The 20561-nt window shown below is 46.5% G+C and carries 17 protein-coding genes; 10 read left to right on the top strand and 7 right to left on the bottom strand.

The genetic code is table 11. From position 1 onward, the window contains the following. Window positions 1-35 precede the first annotated feature (35 nt). Complete coding sequence (locus NF543_RS17040; protein WP_257669384.1) at window positions 36-638, top strand: sulfatase-like hydrolase/transferase; 603 nt, start codon at window positions 36-38, stop codon at window positions 636-638. Further along, entirely contained in the window at window positions 550-3156 is a 2607-nt protein-coding gene (locus NF543_RS17035; RefSeq protein WP_257669383.1) for an alkaline phosphatase D family protein, read from the top strand. The genes NF543_RS17040 and NF543_RS17035 overlap by 89 nt, the downstream gene beginning before the upstream one ends. A gap of 487 nt (window positions 3157-3643) precedes the next feature. Here the strand turns inward: NF543_RS17035 and NF543_RS17030 are convergent, their stop codons facing one another. Together NF543_RS17030 and NF543_RS17025 are read right to left on the bottom strand one after the other, a co-directional pair. Continuing rightward, window positions 3644-3832, bottom strand: coding sequence for a hypothetical protein (locus tag NF543_RS17030; protein ID WP_257669382.1), 189 nt, complete (start codon window positions 3830-3832; stop codon window positions 3644-3646). A 282-nt stretch (window positions 3833-4114) separates the two neighbouring features. Further along, on the bottom strand, window positions 4115-4312 hold the full coding sequence (locus tag NF543_RS17025) for a hypothetical protein (RefSeq protein ID WP_257669381.1): 198 nt from the start codon (window positions 4310-4312) through the stop codon (window positions 4115-4117). Window positions 4313-4827: 515 nt separating this feature from the next. Between NF543_RS17025 and NF543_RS17020 the strand changes: the two genes are divergently transcribed. The 8 genes from NF543_RS17020 (at window position 4828) to NF543_RS16985 (ending at window position 16493) form a co-directional block, all read left to right on the top strand. Beyond that, on the top strand, window positions 4828-5415 hold the full coding sequence (locus tag NF543_RS17020) for an RNA polymerase sigma factor (RefSeq protein WP_257669380.1): 588 nt from the start codon (window positions 4828-4830) through the stop codon (window positions 5413-5415). A gap of 126 nt (window positions 5416-5541) precedes the next feature. Then, window positions 5542-6789, top strand: a complete 1248-nt coding sequence (locus tag NF543_RS17015) for a FecR family protein (protein ID WP_257669379.1) — start codon at window positions 5542-5544, stop codon at window positions 6787-6789. A 135-nt stretch (window positions 6790-6924) separates the two neighbouring features. Continuing rightward, window positions 6925-10482, top strand: a complete 3558-nt coding sequence (locus NF543_RS17010) for a TonB-dependent receptor (protein ID WP_257669378.1) — start codon at window positions 6925-6927, stop codon at window positions 10480-10482. Window positions 10483-10494: 12 nt separating this feature from the next. Continuing rightward, window positions 10495-12258, top strand: a complete 1764-nt coding sequence (locus NF543_RS17005) for a RagB/SusD family nutrient uptake outer membrane protein (RefSeq protein ID WP_257669377.1) — start codon at window positions 10495-10497, stop codon at window positions 12256-12258. 167 nt (window positions 12259-12425) lie between these two features. Further along, window positions 12426-13190, top strand: coding sequence for an endonuclease/exonuclease/phosphatase family protein (locus NF543_RS17000; RefSeq protein WP_257957522.1), 765 nt, complete (start codon window positions 12426-12428; stop codon window positions 13188-13190). 84 nt (window positions 13191-13274) lie between these two features. After that, entirely contained in the window at window positions 13275-14654 is a 1380-nt protein-coding gene (locus NF543_RS16995; RefSeq protein ID WP_257669375.1) for an alpha-L-fucosidase, read from the top strand. A gap of 24 nt (window positions 14655-14678) precedes the next feature. Next, window positions 14679-14978 (top strand): acylphosphatase, encoded by a 300-nt coding sequence (locus NF543_RS16990; protein ID WP_258171744.1) that lies wholly within the window; start codon window positions 14679-14681, stop codon window positions 14976-14978. Window positions 14979-14996: 18 nt separating this feature from the next. After that, window positions 14997-16493 carry a lipopolysaccharide biosynthesis protein gene (locus tag NF543_RS16985; protein ID WP_257669374.1) on the top strand — a complete coding sequence of 499 codons (1497 nt, stop codon included), beginning with the start codon at window positions 14997-14999 and terminating at the stop codon, window positions 16491-16493. A 9-nt stretch (window positions 16494-16502) separates the two neighbouring features. Here NF543_RS16985 and dusB read toward each other — a convergent pair whose 3' ends face one another. The 5 genes from dusB to NF543_RS16960 form a co-directional block, all read right to left on the bottom strand. Then, window positions 16503-17495, bottom strand: coding sequence for a tRNA dihydrouridine synthase DusB (gene dusB, locus NF543_RS16980; protein WP_257669373.1), 993 nt, complete (start codon window positions 17493-17495; stop codon window positions 16503-16505). A gap of 124 nt (window positions 17496-17619) precedes the next feature. After that, the gene (locus tag NF543_RS16975) at window positions 17620-18387 is read right to left on the bottom strand and encodes an exodeoxyribonuclease III (protein ID WP_257669485.1); all 768 of its coding nucleotides are present in this window, start codon (window positions 18385-18387) and stop codon (window positions 17620-17622) included. Between the two features lie 69 nt (window positions 18388-18456). Then, a complete protein-coding gene (locus tag NF543_RS16970) occupies window positions 18457-19206 on the bottom strand; it encodes a peptidylprolyl isomerase (protein WP_257669372.1) in 750 nt (249 codons plus the stop codon). Window positions 19207-19245: 39 nt separating this feature from the next. Then, window positions 19246-19590, bottom strand: a complete 345-nt coding sequence (locus NF543_RS16965) for a hypothetical protein (RefSeq protein ID WP_257669371.1) — start codon at window positions 19588-19590, stop codon at window positions 19246-19248. 458 nt (window positions 19591-20048) lie between these two features. Continuing rightward, the gene (locus tag NF543_RS16960; protein ID WP_257669370.1) at window positions 20049-20486 is read right to left on the bottom strand and encodes a low molecular weight protein-tyrosine-phosphatase; all 438 of its coding nucleotides are present in this window, start codon (window positions 20484-20486) and stop codon (window positions 20049-20051) included. Window positions 20487-20561 lie beyond the last annotated feature (75 nt).

The following is a 20561-nucleotide window of genomic DNA, read 5'->3' as shown; positions in this document are numbered from 1 at the left end:
ATTTGCGCAGAAAAATATTAAACTCACTTCTCCAGATGGAAATATCGTATTCACATAAAAGTGACCGCGAAAACCAAGAGGAAAAGCCCAAGCGATCCAATATCTTATTCGCATTGGCGGATGATGCATCTTTTCCCTATATGAGTGCGTACGGATGCGAGTGGCTGCAGACCCCGGCATTTGACCGCGTGGTCGCCGAGGGGGTTTTATTTACGAACGCGTATACCCCCAATGCCAAATGTGCGCCTTCCAGGGCCAGTATCCTCACTGGCCGAAATCTGGCGAATGAAGCGGCCCATGATTCCGTTAGGTTAAGCTTAAAGGAACTCCTGTTTGAAAAATTAAGGGACGAAGGAGATCCGCGGATGTTTGGAAAAGGCCATATATTTGACGAATACCCTTATTTTGCCAAGAATAATCGGGATTTTTATGAGCGATATATGGCCGGGGAAGAAATGGAATCGCCTTGGGTCAATGCCACGGATTTCGAGCAGGACACTAGTTTTTATAATTCAGATATCGCTAAAGCAAACAAATCGAAACGAAGAAATGAAAAGAAGAAATGCGATCAAAACCATCGGCGTTGCCATGGTAGCCCCATCCGCGTTACTCGCGGACACCAAGAAAGCGAACAATAAAACGACAACCGATGCGGCGGACTTCGCAAGTCAGTGGCATCACTGGCCAAACATACGCTGGGTAGGCCCGGAGTATTGGGGCAATCGCCTGCAGGACTGGGAGCTTCAGGACGGGCGTGCGGTTTGCGTGGTGACCGGGAAAAACCGCACCCTACATTGCCTTACTTGCCAGCTTAGCGACCGTATGGAAGTGTTCGAGGTTTCGGTACAGGTGCACCTGTTTAGCAAGGGGCGAAATGCCGGTATGGAATATGTTGGGATCCGCTTGGGGGCGAAAGGCCCGTTTGCCGACTATCGGTCTGCCACGGTCTTCGGGAAGGGACTGGATACCGGGATTACCGCAGCGGGCGATTTATTTATCGGTGATCGCAAGGTATCCGCCAGTTTATCCCCGAGTGGGACGTGCCAACTAATCTTGCGGGCCGAACCCCGTGGTGGGGCCTATCGGATACACTTGGCCGCCAAGAGCGCTGACGGCGACAGACAATTGGCCGAAATGGAGGTTGGCGACATACCCCGGCATCGCCTCACGGGCAACATCGCCCTAATATCACATTTTTTGGAGGCCGAGAAAACAGCCGAATTATATCCTTCGGCTGCTTTTGCCGATTGGAAGATCAGCGGGACAAAGGTGGATCACCATCCCGATCAGGTTTTCGGCCCGGTATGTTTCGCACAGTACACCCTGCACAATAAGGTACTTAAACTCACTGCCCAGCTAACCCCCATAGAGACCATAGCCGGCCACCGGGTCACCCTAGAAATAAAACCCGGCGATAGCTGGGATCCCGTGCAGGACAGCCGGGTAGACGGCCAGGGGCGCATCGCCCGGTTTCGGGCAGACAACTGGGCGTACGAACAAACCGTGCCCTACCGGGTTCGGGTGCAACTCCCCCTTGGCAGGGGAACCGAAACCTATTTTTACGAGGGGAGCATCGCCGGTGAGCCCGTAGGCGAAGAGGGGCTTAAAGCGGCGGTATTCAGCTGCAACGGCGATTTTGGATTCCCCGACACCGAGGTAGGCCGGCATGTGGCCAAACACCGCCCGGACCTGGCCCTTTTCCTAGGCGACCAGTTTTATGAATCGACCGGCGGGTTCGGTATCGAAACCGCTCCGTTAGACCGCGCCACGTTGGATTACCTGCGCAAGTGGTACATGTTCGGGTGGTCGTACCGCGATATCTTCAGGCACATCCCCGCGGCCATCATCCCGGACGACCATGATGCGTACCATGGTAATGTATGGGGAGAAGGCGGCAAGGCTGCTCCAACCAATGAAGGTTGGAATTATGTGGCTCAAGATCAGGGTGGGTATAAAATGCCCGCAGCCTGGGTAAACATGATGCAGCAGACGCAAACCAGCCATCTCCCCGATCCTTACGATCCCACCCCTGTGGAGCAAGGAATCGGGGTGTACTACACCAATTGGAATTACGGAGGCGTGGGTTTTGCGATCCTGGAAGACCGGAAGTTCAAAACAGCGCCCAAAAATGCGTTGCCCGGGGAAGCCAATGTACTCAATGGTTTTACACAGAATCGGGATTTTGACATCAAAGCACATTACGATATCGATGCAGACTTGTTGGGTGATCGCCAGCTGCATTTCCTGGAGGAATGGTCGAAAGATTGGAAGCAGGGTATAAAAATGAAAGCGGTACTTTCGCAGACCAATTTCTGCACCGTGGCCACCCTACCCCAAGGGAGTGTTATCGACAGCATCGTCCCCAAACTTCCAGTACCGAAGCAAGGCGAATACATTCCGGGTGATGCGCCCACGGCCGATATGGATTCAAACGGTTGGCCGCAGCGCGGGCGCGATGAGGCACTGAAGCTGATCCGGAAATGCTTTGCCTTCCATATCGCAGGAGACCAACACCTGGCCAGTATGGTGCACTATGGTATAGAAGAATTCGGCGATGCCGGATATGCCTTCGCCGGGCCGGCACTGAATAATATTTTCCCGAGGCGCTGGTGGCCGCCCGTGACCGAAAACCACAGGCCACTCAACGGCCAACCGGCATACACTGGCGATTTTTTCGACGGATTCGGGAACCGGATGACCATCCATGCGGTGGCCAACCCACGGCAAACGAACCGGGAGCCTGCTATCATTTACGACCGTTCCACCGGTTACGGGATCGTTACGTTTGATAAGGAAGCCCAAAGCATCCAAGTGGAATGCTGGCCCCGGTATGCCGACCCGGAAAAAGAACTGGATGGACAATACCAAGGATGGCCGATGACCATTGCGCAGCAGGATAACTATGCACGCAAGGCGATCGGTTACCTGCCCGAACTTCAGCTGGAAAACCTGGAAAGTCCAGTCGTTGAAATAATCGATCAGGAAAATGGCGAACTGGTGTATTCGCTTCGCGTAGAAAGCCCAACATTTAAACCGAAAGTGTTTAACGAATCGACCTACCTGATGAGGGTTGGTGATCCGGACACAGGAATCTGGCGGGAATTCAGCGATCTGAAGCCGAGCGAAGGAGGGGAAATTATTGCGTGTGTCTTCTAAGCATCCCCTAACACTACCACCACGCCCGATGCGGAAAAAAACGTCACTTGTTTGAAAAAAGATACGAAACTCCGGTTGCCCTGGCCAAGAAATCCGGGAAATCCATTATTGTCGTTCCCGGTATTTCAATCTGAAGGGGTCGGGTTCGCCCAGGGACTGAATCCGGTTAAACTCTTCTTCTGTCCTATTTTTATTGTTACTCATTTCTTGTATTGCGACATATATTGGACAGGTACAGGCAATGTTCGCATTGCTGATTATGCAATTTGCCATTGAGTAAATGTTGCAATACATCGAAGTAAAATTCTGTCGGATTATTGTTGTGTTTGCGGTTGAAGATATTCAAGTCCTTTTTTTGGCGATGACGATGTGTGCTTTGAAACCCTGCAGGCCACGCAACAGCTCAAAGAACTTTGCCCTGATCTCGGGATGGTCTCCCTTGCATGTACATACCAGCCTTTCCCATCGGATATGGATGGAATACTATTTACATGACATCGGCTTTAATCATCTCCATGAAGTCAACCACGGCTTTACGTAGAGCTCTCCTGTTGTCAGTTTCGATCATGCCAATAATCAGATAGGGTTGGAAACCATCGGTTCCGACAAGAAGCTTTTTCCGATGCCCATAGAATACCGGGTCTCCGCTCTCATCAATAAAGTAATACTTTTTCAAGGTTTCGATTTTAGTTAATCAAAGGTAAAGTTGATTGCAAAAATAAAGGATTTCGCTATGAAATCCTACGGCTATCATTAAAGTTCAACCTCAAAACCTACACCCGCTCCTTCAACCGCCTATTGGACCTAGCCCTTCAAGCCGGCCTACTGCGCCTCAAATATCCCGAAAGCCTGCACCATAAGAACCAGCGGTATTTGGTGTAGAGCTTGTGAGAAAATAAAAAAGCCCCCGACAACTGGCGGATGGCTTGAAATATCTAGATTCTATTGGTAAAACTTCTTATTTCTTTTTCTTGGCCAAATCCTTACGGACCTTGCGCACGAAGTCGATGGAGACTTCGGCTACCTCGGCAGCGGCCTGGTCGTCCAGCCCCAGCTGCTGGATTAGGTTGGCTACCACATCTGACTTGCCTTTTTCAATGCCTTTCTTTTCGCTTCCCTTCTTTTCTGTTTCAATCAATAATTGTTCTATACCCATAGTATCACTGCCTCCTGTCAGTTCTCATTTTTCCATAATCTAATTTTATTAGCAAACTAAAGTCGCTTTTAAGCGGATATAAACGAATAAGTACGGATACGTTGAAAGACAAATTCGGACTACCCAGTATACGGACAATTTCAACAAGGTGCTGAAAACGGCCATTGATGCGAAATGGATCAGCATGACAAACCCGCAGAGCAAATGCGATAGGAACCAGCAATATTTAACATCCGAAGAAGGGGTAAAAGTACAGAGACTGAATGTCAGGGAAGCTGCGGCGCAAGTCTAAGTATCTGGTGCGGCTCAAGCGTGAGTGCCCTGCCTGTGGATTACTACTCCTAACACAAACTTAACCTATAGCGAACAAGAAGTTTAGCTTAGTCTGTTATTTTTGTTGACAGAATGATGTCCATTGATATCCTTGGAATGTTAAAGAATTTGCTTTAAGTTTGCTCTTACCAATGCCAAGGATATTCCTGTAATTCGAAACTAGTTTACTATCCATATTGTTCATGTCTACCCATGTAGAAATCGCCCCCGAACTAATCACCCGCCTACAGGACGGAGAGGAGGCGGCTTTCCGTGCCATCTACAATCAACTGCACGGGCGAATCTATCGGCTAATCCAATCGTTGGTTAAAGATACCGCAAAGACCGAAGAATTGCTTCAGGAAACATTTGTGGCACTGTGGCTCCATCGGGGCAAACTCAACGAGACCCAACCGTTGTATCCTTATGTTTACTTGACGGCGAGAAGGCTAACCATTGACCATTTTCGGAAAAAATTGTCGGAGGCTAGCGCAAAAGACTATTTGAGCCGCTACATGGAGACCCATACCAATAATACCGAAGAAACTATCATATTCGAAGATTTGAATCGGTTTACAGAAGAGACCATCAAAGCGTTGCCAACCCAACAACAGACTGTTTTCACCCTGAGCCGCAAAGAAGGGTTGTCATATGACGAAATTGCCGAACGCTTACACATTTCACCTAATACCGTAAGAAATCATATGGTGAGTGCATTGAAAACCTTAAAACTGCACTTCAGCAAACATAATATGACTTTTCTGCTGTCGCTGTTTCTGTTAATCGGATGAACACGATTTTCCCCCCAATAAAAAAATAGATGCCCCACTAGTCCTCTGGCATCCCTCATCCGTTTATTGTATAGGTAACCCTCATAAATCTGATGGACCATATGATAAACTTGAGAAGGACATTGCATGGAATTTGACAAAGCACGGTTACGCCAGCTGCTTCAAGGATATATGAGCAATCAAATTAGTGCCGATGAACTGTTGGAATTGAAACAGTATATGTTGCAGACCGACACGGAGGGTGATTTGAATGCTGTCATTGACAGCCTGTGGCACGATTTAAATAGCGATACACCGATGTCCGCCCAAAGTGATTCCATGTATCGAAGCATCCTCAACGACCCAAGAGTACAGGCTAACCCACCAATAAAGCAACCAAAATCGAGCAGGCTAATCCAGCCAGCCATTTGGCGGTGGACAGCGGGAGTGGCTGCATTGCTTTGCATAGGCATGCTGTTTTTTCTGCACGATCGTTCTACCAATGATAATACGAAAGACGAACAATTAGACAAAACGGTGCTTTCAGATGCTATCGTACCAGGTGGTGAAAAGGCAATCCTTACCTTGTCCAATGGCAGAACCATCAATTTGGATGAAATCAGTTCTGGGCGTATCGCCGAGGAATCAGGCATGCGGATTGTGAAGACAGCAGAGGGACAACTTTTCTATGAATCCATTCATACGACACAGGTAAAAGAGGTCGTATACAACACCATCAGCACGCCGAACGGGGGTGAACAGCGGATGATATTACCCGATGGTACCAAGGTATGGCTCAATGCGGCATCCACATTAACGTACCCCACGCAGTTTATTGGAAATAAAAGAATAGTCGAACTCGAAGGAGAAGCGTATTTTGAGGTTAGCAGTCAGTCATCCGCCCAATCCGCGTTCCATCTACCATTCCTCGTCAAAACCAAGACGCAAACTGTGGAAGTCCTTGGCACTCATTTCAATATCAATGCCTATAATGATGGAGAAACCGTAAAAACTACCTTGCTCGAAGGCCGTGTAAAAGTATCAGCCACTACCTCAAGACCGAATGAATCCATACACCGTATCCTAAATCCCAACGAGGAAGCTACCGTCAAAAGGGGTAGCAATATCATTCAGGTCGCACAAGTAGATCCAACCAATGCCATCGCTTGGAAAAATGGCTATTTCGCCTTTTCGGATGAGCACATCACCTACGTAATGACCACCATCGCACGATGGTATGATATTGAAGTGGAATACCAAGGCGATATGACAAATAAGTATTTTGGGGGCACCATTTCAAGATTTGAAGATTTTGAAACCTTATTGGGCACCATAGCACTAACAGGTTCCATCCGGTTTCGGATAGTAGGAAGGAGGGTAATTGTGATGACATAGCTTAATGGAAAGGGCAATCCAAGGCTAAAAGATGCAAACAGGAGCGTTGCGACCGCCCCTGAATGCAAATGGCTTTGGGCCATCAGGATTTAGTAAAAGAATAATTAGGAACCTTTTTTCATAAACCCTATTCAAATGTACAAAAATTTTACCACACATTACCATCGTCTCCGTAGGTGTGTGAAGCCCAAATATGTATTGGCCATGAAATTGTCCTGTATCTTGTCATTGATCAGCTGTTTGCAGGTCAGCGCATTGACGTATGCCCAGCACGTTACCCTACAAAAAGACAGGGCAACATTGGTGGAGGTTTTCAAGGAAATAAAGCGACAAACCGGATATCATATTTTCTATGATTCGGAGCTCATCCGCCGTATAAAGCCGATTGCCATTACACTTAAAGAAGCCTCCATTGAAGAGGCGCTCTCCGAGAGTCTGAAAGGACAGGGGCTTGACTATCAGATGATCGAAAAGAACATCATTATTACCAAAGCGAAATCAGACCCTCCTGTAGGAAAAAAAGTAGCCATACAGGAAATCATCATCACCGGCAGGGTTACTAGCGAACAAGGAGAACCGCTTGAAGGGGCCACAGTACGCGTAAAGGGCAGTACGCTTGTGGTAACCACCGATGTCAATGGAAACTTCCGCATCCAACTGCCAAACCGCGATCAGGTGCTGGCATTTTCCATAGTCGGCTATACGCCAATGGAGATGCCCGTAACTACGGGCAATGTCATCAATGTGACCATGCAAGAACAGGTAAGCGATTTGGATGAGGTGGTGGTGGTAGGTTATGGCACGCAACGAAAAGTAAACCTTACGGGTGCGGTAGATCAAATCACTGCTGAGGCATTCCAGAACCGACCTATCACAAATATTTCCCAAGGTTTAGTAGGGGCTTCTCCAAATTTGAATATCCGCATGTTGGACGGTAAGCCGACCCAATCGCCAGAGTTTAATGTCCGGGGCACGACTTCAATCGGGCAACAAGGTAGCGCGTTGATCTTGATAGATGGAGTAGAAGGCGATCCACGTATGTTGAACCCAAACGATATTGAAAGCATATCCGTATTAAAAGACGCTGCTTCAGCCTCCATCTATGGGGCACGCGCCGCTTTTGGGGTGGTATTGATTACCACTAAATCCGCATCTGAAGGAAAAACATCCATTACTTATTCAACAAATTTCTCTTCAAAATCGCCAACAACCGTCCCGGATAACATCACGGATTCTTATCCTTGGGCCCAAGGCTTTAGCGATGCATGGTCGAGATGGAATGACAATGGCAATACACCCACAGCGGTAAACAAAACCCTACCATTTTCGCCTGCATATTTAGCCGAAATAAAAAGGCGGTGGGAGGACCCGTCCCTACCAAGGATAGAAGTAAATCCATCTACGGGAGAGTACCAATATTTCTACAGTACTGACTGGTATCGCGAATTGTATAAAGACCAGTTTTTGGCGCAAGACCATAACCTGGCGCTTTCCGGTGGGAACGAGAAGACCGCATTTTATTTGAGTGGCCGCTACAATGGGCAAGACGGGCTTTTCCGATATAATTCAGACACCTATTCCATGTATAATTTACGGGCGAAAGGCACCATTCAACTTACCCAATGGTTGCAAATGGAAAATAATACGGAATACTCGCGGATGGACTATCATCAACCATTGAACGTTGGGGAAGGCAGTGGCATTTGGCGTAATATGGCCGACGAAGGCCATCCCCTAGCCCCGTTGCTGAATCCGGATGGTACCTTATCCTTTCCCGCGGCTTATACGGTAGGCGACTACTATATCGGAAGAAACGGCACGGATAACGCGCGACGGTTCCTGAAGAACAGAACAGCTGCCAAGGCTGAATTTCTTGATAAAAGCTTGACACTACGTGCTGATTTTACCTTCCAAAGTACAGATATCGGTTCGCAACAAAACCGGGTTCAAGTGCCATACAGCCGTTACGAAGGGGTAATCGGCTACACAGGCACCAACACAAACGACCTGGAAGAGCGTAGACAAACGACGGAATATATTGCTACAAATATCTATGCCAACTATGTAAAGTCAATTAATGCTGCCCACAACATCGGTTTATTGGTTGGCTACAATTATGAGCAGTCGCTGTATAAAAACCTGACCGCACGGCGTAATGGTATTGTATATGCCGATGCGGATGACATCAATCTGGCGCTCGGGCAAAGCATTCTTACCACAGGAGGCAATCAAAAATGGGCTATTGCCGGTGGATTTTTTCGTGTGAATTATGATTTCAAGGAACGGTATTTACTTGAAGTAAATGGCCGTTATGATGGTTCCTCAAAGTTCCCCACTGACCAACAATGGGCCTTCTTCCCATCGGCATCCGTCGGTTGGCGGATTTCTGAAGAGCCGTTTTGGAAGGTAAATCCCAAGGCTTTGTCCAATGTAAAGTTACGGGCCTCTTATGGTTCATTGGGTAATGGAAATATTAACCCTTATTCGTTTACGGAGAACTTTGTCATCTCCCAATCGGGTCGTATCATCAATGGGATCCGTCCGCAACGAACAGGACAACCGGGCGTTGTTCCTGAGGGATTGACCTGGGAAACGTCCACAACGGGCAATATCGGTTTGGAATTTTCAAGTTTGAACAACAGGCTCCAGTTTGTGGGCGATCTGTATCGTCGCTGGACAAGTGACATGTTCACCACCGGGCCGACATTGCCCGCTATCTATGGAACGACCGTGCCGAAAGGGAATTATGCCGACCTGGAAACCACCGGATGGGAGATTTCCGTCAATTGGATGGATCGTTTTACCTTAGCCGAAAAACCATTTAATTATGACGTCCGATTTACCTTATCCGACTATCGGGCCACAATCACAAAGTACAACAATAGGGACAAATTGCTGACGGACTACTATGTCGGCCAGCGTGTCGGGGAAATATGGGGTTATCAGGTAGAGGGCCTTTTCCGTTCGGAAGAGGAAATCGCAAACTCACCCTCCCAGCACAACATCCCGAATACCAATACCCGGAAAAACTATGTTGGGGATATCAAATTTAGAAATTTGGATGGGGACAGTGTTATTTACCAGGGCCTGAACCGCGTTGGTGATTCAGGCGATAAATCCATTATCGGCAATTCGGAACCGCGGTATACGTTTGGGTTTAATTTTTCTGGCGATTGGAATGGCTTTTTCCTATCGGCATTTTTCCAAGGGGTAATGAAGCAGGATTACTACCCGTCACCGGAGGCGCGATTCTGGGGGCAGTATAATCGTCCCTACAATCAATACCCGCGCTGGCAAGAGGCCAATATGTTCAGGGAAGAGCTTGGAAATTTCGATGCCTATATGCCACGTCTTGTTGGTTATATCGCCCAGGGAACAGGGCGTGCTTTGAATGTGCCGAATGACCGGTATCTGCAGAATGCGGCTTATATTCGATTGCGAAACCTGCAAGTGGGCTATACGATTCCAATGCAACTTGTCTCGAGAATTCATGCAAATGATTTGAAAGTATATGTCTCTGCCGAAAATCTATGGACATGGTCACCGATGTACAAATGGACCAAAGATACGGATGTGACTAATATCTATGGGTCCGACCGTGATTTGAGCAGTGATGGTAGGGGTAGGAGCGGAGACGGGTACAATTACCCGATGCTCAAAGCCATTTCAGTAGGATTAACCCTTAATTTTTAATCTTGAATAATCATGAAGACATTTCGTTATTTATTGCCAATATTGATCATCATCTCGCTAGCGTCATGCGATCTGGATGAAATCCCCGTGGATACCGCAACAAATCAGGCGATCTTTGGCTCAGCAAGCGGTCTTGAACTTTATGCCAACTCGTTTTATGATATTTTGCCCGGAACAGATGTTGGTGTGTTTCAGAGTGACGATGTATCGGATTTGGTTGCCCGAAACGGGGTGGATAATTTATTGGCCCCCGGGGCGTTAAGCCCCATTACAAGCTCTGGATGGAGTTGGACAGACCTCCGTAATATCAACTATTTTATTGAGAATGCCGAAGAAAGCACCGTGCCTGAGAAAAATCATTACATTGGGATGGCCCGTTTCTTTCGCGCATTGTTTTATTTTGATAAAGTAAAACGCTTTGGGGATGTGCCTTGGATTGACAGAACGATCGAAATAACAGACAGTCTTACGCTACACGGACCTCGTACAAACCGTTTCGAAGTAATGGATAATGTGTTGGCCGATCTTGATTACGCCATAACAAACATTACATTGGCAACGGACCCTACGAGCACTAGGATTACCAACAATGTTGCTCGAGCCTATAAAACAAGGATATGTCTCTATGAGGCGTCTTTTAGGAAGTACCATACGGATTATAACATGCAGTCTACTGCTGATGCATGGTACCAAGAGGTGATAAAAGAGGCGGACAACATCGCAGGCTTCTCCTTGCATCAGGGCACATTACAAGCGCGGTCTTACCGCGAGATTTTCATCACCAAAACTCCTTATGCAGACGAAACGATCTTGGCCGTGGCATTGGATGCCAGCCTACAGGTATTCAGTTCGGCAAACCGGCGGTTTATAAGCCCAACATATGGCAACCGCCCAAGTTTGACCCGTAATTTTGTAAACACCTACCTCAAGCTGGATGGCACGCCTTTTACCGATAACCCGAATTATCAAATGACACCATTTGTGGATGAAGTAAAAGATCGTGACCTGCGGCTGAAACAAACCATCCGCTTGGGAGACTATCGACGAACTGAAAACGGGGTTCCCATGGTGGCACCTCCAAATTTCAATCAGACGGTTACCGGATACCAGCCCATAAAGTGGTGTTATGACGAGCGCTTCCCTTATGATGATGAAAGTAGGAATGATAATGCCCACATCATCATGCGTTGGGGAGAGGTATTGTTGAACAAGGCGGAGGCTTTGGCAGAATTAGGTGCAATGACCAATGCGACATGGGCAGCAACTATTGGCGCTTTGCGCCAGCGTGCCGGTATCACGGGTGCAACACTCACTACCATGCCATCCATTGCTGACCCATACCTGGTTAATTTTTACCAAGGAAAGTTTACCAATGCGGTATTGCTTGAAGTTATGCGCGAACGAGCCGTTGAATTGATCTTCGAAGGGCTTCGACCCGATGACTTAAAAAGATGGCGAATTGGTAAGCTGTTCCAGGATGCCCCGATGAATGGTATGTATGTGCCCGCTTTGGGTGAGTATGATCTGAACGAGGATGGGATCATGGATGTTTATTTCTATCAGGGAAGCAAGCCAACTTCTACGAATCCTTCAATTGCTTTTGTGGATGTATCTCCATCTACGGCTACGGGGAGGATACAACTGTCCAATGGAACATCGGGTGAGGTGAGGTGGAACCCTGGAGTCCGCGAATGGCTGGATAAAAAGTACCTATATCCCATTCCCGAAACTGATCGGGATCGGAATCCGGCACTTGGACAAAATCCGGGCTGGTAGTTCATATAGTTTATTTCATCATGAATGGCAGGGGCTGCTTTATGGCCTCTGCCATATCATTACAAATCAAGCATGTAATTATGAGAGCATCTATTATAATCGTTTTCTCCTGTTTTTTCATTTTTGCCGGATGTGGCCAAAAACGGAACGGTACCACCGACATCAATGTGGCAAGCTATAACCTGCGGATGGACACACCAAGGGATAGCCTAAATGCATGGCCTCACCGTAAGGAAAATGTAAAAGCCTTGATCCAATACCACGATTTTGATATTATCGGTACCCAAGAAGGTTTTATTCACCAATTAAATGACCTTTGTGAAATACCAGCGTATGCCTACTTTGGAGCAGGCCGTGATGATGGTGAGCATGCCGGCGAACATTCGGCGATTCTTTATAAGAAAGACCGCTTTAGAGTCATTGATTCTGGAAACTTTTGGCTGAGCGAAACTCCGGATGAACCCGGATTGGGCTGGGATGCGACTTGTTGCAATAGGATATGTTCGTGGGCAAAATTCGAGGATAAGGATACCAAAAAACAGTTTTACGTATTCAACGCACATTTTGACCATCAAGGGGTAATTGCCCGTCAGGAATCGGGAAAGCTAATGGTGTCAAAAATAAAGGAAATCGCTAAGGATGAGCCTGTTATTTGCACTGGAGATTTTAACTCTACACCGGAAACTGAACAGATTAAAGCCATTTCATCGATACTTAATGACACTTATTCCATTTCAAAGTTACCGCCTTATGGTCCTGTAGGGACTACTAATTCTTTTAATTTCACTGCACTAATGAAGCATCGTATTGATTATATATTCGTAAGTAAGCATTTCGATGTATCAAAATATGCGGTGCTAACCGATGCCAAAGACCAGCGTTATCCTTCTGATCATCTTCCGGTAGTGGCGGCTATTCGTCATATGGAATAGGGAGTTGCAAGTTTTCAAAACAAATCGCGATATTAGCGGAATCCAATTAATAACAAATCAGATAAGATCCTACGGATTCAAGCTATGAAATACTTATTGATGCAACTACTTGTACTATGTACCACAACCTCATTGCTAGCCCAATCCTACCAACCCAATTGGGAATCGCTTGACAAACGCGAAACCCCACAATGGTGGTCTGATGCCAAATTTGGCATCTTCATCCATTGGGGGCCTTACTCGGTGCCTGCCTATGCCCCAGTAGATGAAGTAGAAGGAGTATATGAAAAATATGCCGAGCATTATGAAAACCGGCTGTTGCATGGCAACAAGTTTTTTGCTGAATACCACCGCAAGACGTACGGTGACCACATCACTTACCGTGATTTTGCCCCGATGTTTAAAGCGGAGCATTTTCAGGCCAACAAATGGGCAGATCTATTTAAGCGTGCAGGAGCTAAATATGTCGTGCTCACGTCCAAGCACCATGATGGATTTTGTTTATGGCCTAGCCAATATAGCCCCCGATGGAACAGTATGGATATCGGTGCCAATCGTGATTTAGCGGGAGAACTCACGCAAGCGGTAAAGGATGCCGGGCTTCATATGGGATTCTACTACTCCTTGCTGGAATGGAGCCACCCGCTCTATAAAAAAGAAACCATCCACAACTGGGTGGATACCCACATGATTCCCCAAATGAAGGAGTTAGTCAGTGCCTACCAACCTGAGATCATTTTTTCAGACGGTGAATGGGACTATCCGAGTGAGACATTGAAGAGTGTTGAATTTTTGGCCTGGCTGTATAATGAATCTCCGGTAAAAGAGCATGTAGTGGTGAATGACCGTTGGGGCAAGGAAACCCGCAGCAAACACGGCGATTACTATACCACGGAATACGATTTGATTCATAATGAGAAGGGTATAGGTGATAAAGCTACCCACCCTTGGGAAGAAAGCCGGGGCATTGGCACGTCATATGGGTACAATCAATTCGAAACCACCGCACATTATTTCTCGTCCAAGCAACTCATCGATCTATTAATAGATAAGGTAAGCAACGGAGGTAACCTCTTACTTAACGTGGGGCCTAAGGCTAACGGCCTTATCCCCGTAATCATGGAGCAACGTTTGCTTGACATGGGGGAATGGCTAGCCGTGAATGGTGACGCCATCTATGGGACAACGGCATGGCAGGAACGCCCCAATAATAAAGCGAATGAGCCTGTTTATTATACACGCAAAGGCAACGATCTCTATGTCATCTGTACCCGCTGGCCTGAGCAACCTATTCATGTGCCTATTGACGGGAAACCCCAAAACGTCTCCTTGTTGGGTTCGGATGCAACGATTAAAACAAGCAGCAAAGGCAAGGCATTATCCATTACACCTCCTGCCGTTGGTCCAGCCGAAATGCCTTGTGCACATGCTTGGGTATTTAAATTGGAAGGGATATTGCAGTGATCGTGCAAGACGAAGGGAACGGGAATGGCTAATGACAAAAACATCAAACATCTCAGCATAATCGTATCAGGCAAGGTACAGGGGGTATACTTTCGCCTGGCTACTAAAGCGGTGGCCAATCAACTCGGTGTGAAAGGTATTGTGTGCAATATACCCGACGGCACCGTTTATATCGAAGCAGAAGGCGACCGCTTCGCTTTAGACGCTTTTCTTGAATGGTGCAATGAAGGACCTGATAGAGCTCTAGTTGAAAAGGTAGCGTATCATGAGGGAGAAGTAAAAAACTATCGTAATTTTGAAGTCATCAAGAAATTGGGTAGTTGACTTTAACGCATTGAAAACTTGTCTGCACTAAAAAAATTTGCCGGTCAAACCGCAATCTATGGGTTGAGTACCATCATCGCAAGGCTAATTAATTTTGTGCTCACGCCGCTTTTTGTACGGCAGTTCCCTACGGCCGTATATGGAATTTTCACCCAACTATATAGCTGGGCGGCCATGATCAATGCCGTGCTTGCTTTTGGCATGGAAACGACCTTCTTCCGCTATTTGCAAAAGCATGAGGGCAACCAAAAGAAGGTGCTCAACAACAGCTTCGTGGTTATCTTATTTGCTTCAGCCCTTTTTTTAGCGACGATGTTCTTGTTTTCTGCCTCGATTGCCGCGTGGCTAAACAACGGACAGTACGACAGTGATTATAACCGGTATGTGCGCTATTTTGCCCTTATCCTCGCGGCCGATGCGCTTGCGGTCATCCCGTTTGCACAATTGCGTGCCCAAGGTCGCCCCATCCGGTTTGCGGTGATTAAGCTGATTAATATCCTAACATTCGTTTGCCTCAACCTAGTGTTGATTGTGGCCATTCCTTGGCTGATGCAGCAGGTGCCTAGCTCGGCAGCATATTTTGCAGGCTGGTACAAGCCCGGCTGGCTGGGCTACGTATTTATGGCCAATCTCGTGGCCAGTGGACTGACATTGCTGCTTTTGATTCCGGAAATCCGCCGGATCCGCCTGCAGGTGGAGCGTAAGCTTTTGGTAGATATGCTTTCCTATAGCTTCCCCATTTTGGTGGCCAACATCTCGTTTATCATCAACGAATACCTCGGTAAAATCATGATACCGCTGCTGATACCCGGCGAGGCGGGGAAGATTGACAACGGAATATATGGTGCTGTATCTAAGATAGCTGTATTCCTGAGCATAGCGGTGCAAGCATTCCGTTTAGGGGCAGAACCATTCTTTTTTAGTTATTCCAAAAATGAAAATGCCCGTAAAATCTATGCACTCATCATGGACTATTTCATCATCGCCATGGTTTTGGTCATGGTGGGTATTACTGCTAATATTGATTGGCTGAAATATTTTATCGAAGGCGATGGTGCCGAACAACAGGCATTATACTGGTCGGGACTGCATATTGTGCCCATCTTGTTGCTGAATTATGTGTTGTTGGGTGTTTACATGAACTTATCGATATGGTATAAATTGACCGACCAGACCCGGTTTGGATTGTATATTTCGGGAATCGGAGCGGTCGTGACGGTGGTGCTTAATGTGATTTTGATCCCTCGTTTCAGTTACGTAGGTGCAGTTTGGGTCACATTATTAGCCTATGCATGTATGGTCGTGTTATCCTACCTTTGGGGACAACAGCGGTATCCCATTCCCTATCGCGTAGGCAAAAACATCACTTATATCTTGGCAGGAGTAGCTGTTTGCTGGTTGGCCTTTGATGTGTTTGATCGCCATGTCATCATTGGCAATGTGTTGTTATGCGCATTTGCGGCAATTGCCTTTTTTGCTGAGCGAAAGACGTTAATGGCGGTATTAAAAAAGTAAAGGGGAGTGTTAAGCGACTTCCATCTCGAATTGCTCGCTGATTTCATCAAGTACAGCATGGATATCGTTGATGTCGGTAAGTGAAACCAATCTCATTCGGTATTCCTTGAAGTGGGGTATGCCTTTGAAATAGTTGGCATAATGTCGGCGCATCTCAAAAATACCGGTTTTGTCGCCTTTCCATTCCACGGATTTTTGCAGGTGGGTACGGCATACGTCCACACGCTCTATAATCGTAGGGCCCGCTAATCGTTCGCCTGTATTGAAAAAATGTTTGATTTCACGGAAAATCCAAGGATAGCCTATGGATGCTCGACCGATCATGATACCATCCACTTCATATTCCATACGCCAAGCTGCAGCCTTCTCGACGCTATCTACGTCGCCGTTTCCAAAAATGGGAATGCGTATGCGGGGATTGTGCTTTATATCACGAATCATGCGCCAATCGGCTTGCCCCTTGTATAGTTGTGCACGAGTGCGACCGTGGATGCTGAGGGCTTGGATGCCCACATCCTGCAAGCGTTCGGCCACTTCATACACGTTTTTGGTGTTATCGTCCCAGCCTAGGCGGGTCTTCACGGTCACGGGTAAGGGTGTAGCCTCCACTACGGCCTTGGTCATGGCCACCATTTTTTCGACATCTTGCAGCAAGCTCGCCCCTGCCCCACGGCAGGCTACATTTTTTACGGGGCAGCCATAATTGATGTCTATCAGATCGGGATTAACGTGGGAGGCAATTTCGGTAGCCTCGCGCATGGTATTGATATCGCTACCGAATATTTGGATGCCAATGGGTCGCTCATACTCGAAGATATCGAGCTTCTGCCGACTTTTAGCCGCATCGCGGATAAGCCCTTCGGAGGAAATAAACTCGGTATACATCATGTCTACCCCATTTTGCTTGCACACAAAACGGAAGGGTGGATCGCTTACATCCTCCATGGGTGCGAGGAGCAAAGGGAATTCACCCAAATCGATATTTCCAATCTTCACGGACATGCAGTGTATTACATTATTCGGCTGCAAAAATACGGAAAATTATCTATCCGTTCGTTTTCCAGTAATGACAAGATGAAACGTATGGCTTCTGATAACAAAACCGTTAATAAAATTACTACCCACATTAAATAGCCAGTTCGAGCAATACCGGGCAATGGTCAGAATGTACAGCTTCGGGCATGATGTAAGCACTGACGATTTTATCTTCAAGTGTTTTGCTCGCCATATTGTAATCGATACGCCAACCCAGGTTGCGTGCCCGTGCGTTAGCCCTGAAGCTCCACCAGGTATAGTGGTGTGGTTCGGGGTTGAGATGCCGGAATGAATCGACGTATCCAGTGTTGACGAAGTTTTCCATCCATTCGCGCTCGGCGGGTAAAAAACCGGATGAATTGGCGTTACTGATGGGGTTGTGAATATCGATGGAGCGATGGCAGATATTATAGTCGCCACAAATGACAAGATTTGGCAGCTCGCGACGCAACTTATCACTATATAGTTGGAAATCATCCAAAAAACGATACTTGAAATTCTGCCGAATATCGCCTGTGGTGCCCGAAGGGAAGTAGGTGCTCATCACCGATATGCCTTCAAAATCTGCACGTATGATACGGCCCTCGCGGTCATAGTCATCATGACCGCAACCGTATTCAACGTGCTTGGGGGAAGTTTTGGTCAAGATGGCCGTGCCGCTATATCCTTTTTTTTCAGCAGGGTACCAGTAGTGCTCATAGCCCATTTGTTCAATAAGCTGTAGTTCCAGTAATTGATCCGGTGTGGCTTTGATTTCCTGTAGGCACACCACATCTGCTTTGGAGGCTTTGAGCCATGAGAGCCAATCTTTCCGAAGGGCTGAACGGATACCATTGACGTTGTAGGTGACGATTTTCATTTTCTTTGTGACTAGGGACCAATGGAGGTAATTAGTGGTCGGTAATTCATCACTGGTCGTCGACAACTATTAATATTTTGGCTTGAATAAATCTAAAAATTTAGTCAATATGTTGTTTTTGGGTTCGAAACCAGCTAGCTCCCGCTCAAGGTTAATGGCTTCTCTCCTAGTAAGCAAATACATATCCATACGTTGGTTTTCCAGCGGTCGGTCGTTCGGATCAGTGTTTACTGTAGCAATACTATCGATTACCGACACCCCTGAAATCAACTCACCAAAAACAGTATAATTTTGATCGAGATGGGGCACGCCACCAAGCATTTTATACACTTGGCGTTGGTACGAGGGGATTTTGCGTCCACCAAGGCGCATTTGCTCCAAACTATCTAGGCCCCTATCCGTAAATATACGCCCTTGTACAAGATAAAACTGGGATCCACTTGAAGCCTTTTCAGGATTATTATCGCGTGCTGCTGCTATAACCCCTTTCTTATGGAAGAGGCTATCGTTGAATTCGGCGGGAATGGTATAGTCTGGCCCATCTTCTCCCAAGCGTTGCCGCTCTGCGGCATACCGAGAATTGGGATCGCCCCCTTGAATCATGAAATTTTGGATGACACGGTGGAATAACAAGTCCTTATAATATCCCTCACGGACTAATTTGGTGAAATTATCACGATGTAATGGCGTTTCTTCGTACAACTTCAACAGGCATTCGCCTTTGGAAGTGATAATGCGTACATATTTGTGGGGTGGATTGGCTGCATGTAATATAACATGCCATGCGATGAGGGTAATTAATATAATGGTTTTCTTCATGTATTTGTTATGTTATGCCTTTAAGCAATAGGCCTATCCCTACTGATAGACTTCATCAAAATAGTCAATAATGAGCGACTTGATAATCATTTCCTGTTCCAGTAAGGTGTAGTTTGGTATAGGATTGACGAGGTGCCAATGAGGCCAGCCATCTTGATCAAGCCCTTCCAGCTTATAAAAGCCCATTGCACTGAATAGTCGGCAAGTAGCAATATGCATCAATTCCTCCTTCTGTCTTTTGTTGAACTTCATTGGGCCTTTGCCCAATTCCTGTACACCAATGAGAAACAAAAGCACTTTGATATCTGGTATTTCCATCTCGAACTGCTTTGCTGTCTCTTGCTGCAAAGCCGTCCATTTTTTGTTGATTTCTGAAGCATTCACGGTACAAAGATAAGTATTTATTGTTTTGTTCGTCGGGCGGTTTTCGTCTTCCGCGTCTTTTCATCGGACAGCAACTGTGTGACAAATCACCTTTTCCGGCAACACTTTGGGGAATTGTTTCTACAGAAATAATAACGACACCACTTAAAGATAACGGTCGCTCGTAGAAAAAACTATTGTATATATTGGATTTAATCAATTACTAGGTTGATAGTCAGCTTAGTCTTTTGGTATGATGCGATGAAAGGCATTACCTAGTGGGTTCAATATTTCGGTTTGGCACAATATTCCTGACTATAAGAGAACATATGTGTTAGAAAAATCTTTAACAATATAACATTCCCTTGTGACCATATTCCTTCATAAGGGTAAGTTGAAAAAGAACGGTAAATTACTTTAGTATAGTATGAACTGTTTGTTTTAGTATCTGGAAAGGCGTCACTTCGGTGACGCTTTTTTTATTTCCCCAAGATCCGCAGCAATTCCCTACAACGTATTTCTATTTGCTGATATACCAACTCAAACAAGCGACTATCAAAATATGGATCGGGTACTTCGCTGTCTTCGAGAAATAACCTTACTTTGCTGCGTTGTTGTTGCGATTCAGCCAAGGCCAAGATTCGATTCAGATTTTCTCGATCCATCACTAATATATGGTCATACTCATCGAAGTGACGGGGGTTGAACTGTTGGGCCCGTTGGCAGCTAATATCAATTCCATGATTCCCGGCAACAGCAACGGCCCGGTCGTCTGGCGGTTCGCCTACATGCCAGCCTCCTGTGCCTGCCGAATCGACCACCCAATCCAATCCTTCGCTATCGGCCAAGTGTTGCAATACACCATGTGCCAAGGGTGAGCGGCAGATATTGCCTAAACAAACCATTAGTATCTTCATTTATCATTTAATTTGCTATGTGAAAAAGTGTCTTTACTTCTCACCGACCATATTTGAACCTTGATATAAAATCAG

The organism is Parapedobacter tibetensis, assembly GCF_024704835.1.
Classification (GTDB): Bacteria; Bacteroidota; Bacteroidia; order Sphingobacteriales; family Sphingobacteriaceae; genus Parapedobacter; species Parapedobacter tibetensis.
Note: the sequence above shows the minus strand (reverse complement) of the source record. Positions and strands in the feature narration are given on the sequence as shown.

Excerpts from the sequence above, each read along its gene's own strand:
- NF543_RS17005 (WP_257669377.1), top strand. The coding sequence starts at position 10,495 with ATGAAGACATTTCGTTATTTATTGCCAATATTGATCATCATCTCGCTA.
- NF543_RS16970 (WP_257669372.1), bottom strand. The coding sequence starts at position 19,206 with ATGAAGAAAACCATTATATTAATTACCCTCATCGCATGGCATGTTATA.
- NF543_RS17020 (WP_257669380.1), top strand. The coding sequence starts at position 4,828 with ATGTCTACCCATGTAGAAATCGCCCCCGAACTAATCACCCGCCTACAG.
- NF543_RS17025 (WP_257669381.1), bottom strand. The coding sequence starts at position 4,312 with ATGGGTATAGAACAATTATTGATTGAAACAGAAAAGAAGGGAAGCGAA.
- dusB (WP_257669373.1), bottom strand. The coding sequence starts at position 17,495 with ATGTCCGTGAAGATTGGAAATATCGATTTGGGTGAATTCCCTTTGCTC.
- NF543_RS17010 (WP_257669378.1), top strand. The coding sequence starts at position 6,925 with ATGTACAAAAATTTTACCACACATTACCATCGTCTCCGTAGGTGTGTG.
- NF543_RS16990 (WP_258171744.1), top strand. The coding sequence starts at position 14,679 with ATGGCTAATGACAAAAACATCAAACATCTCAGCATAATCGTATCAGGC.
- NF543_RS17040 (WP_257669384.1), top strand. The coding sequence starts at position 36 with ATGGAAATATCGTATTCACATAAAAGTGACCGCGAAAACCAAGAGGAA.
- NF543_RS16995 (WP_257669375.1), top strand. The coding sequence starts at position 13,275 with ATGAAATACTTATTGATGCAACTACTTGTACTATGTACCACAACCTCA.
- NF543_RS17035 (WP_257669383.1), top strand. The coding sequence starts at position 550 with ATGAAAAGAAGAAATGCGATCAAAACCATCGGCGTTGCCATGGTAGCC.
- NF543_RS17015 (WP_257669379.1), top strand. The coding sequence starts at position 5,542 with ATGGAATTTGACAAAGCACGGTTACGCCAGCTGCTTCAAGGATATATG.
- NF543_RS16975 (WP_257669485.1), bottom strand. The coding sequence starts at position 18,387 with ATGAAAATCGTCACCTACAACGTCAATGGTATCCGTTCAGCCCTTCGG.
- NF543_RS16960 (WP_257669370.1), bottom strand. The coding sequence starts at position 20,486 with ATGAAGATACTAATGGTTTGTTTAGGCAATATCTGCCGCTCACCCTTG.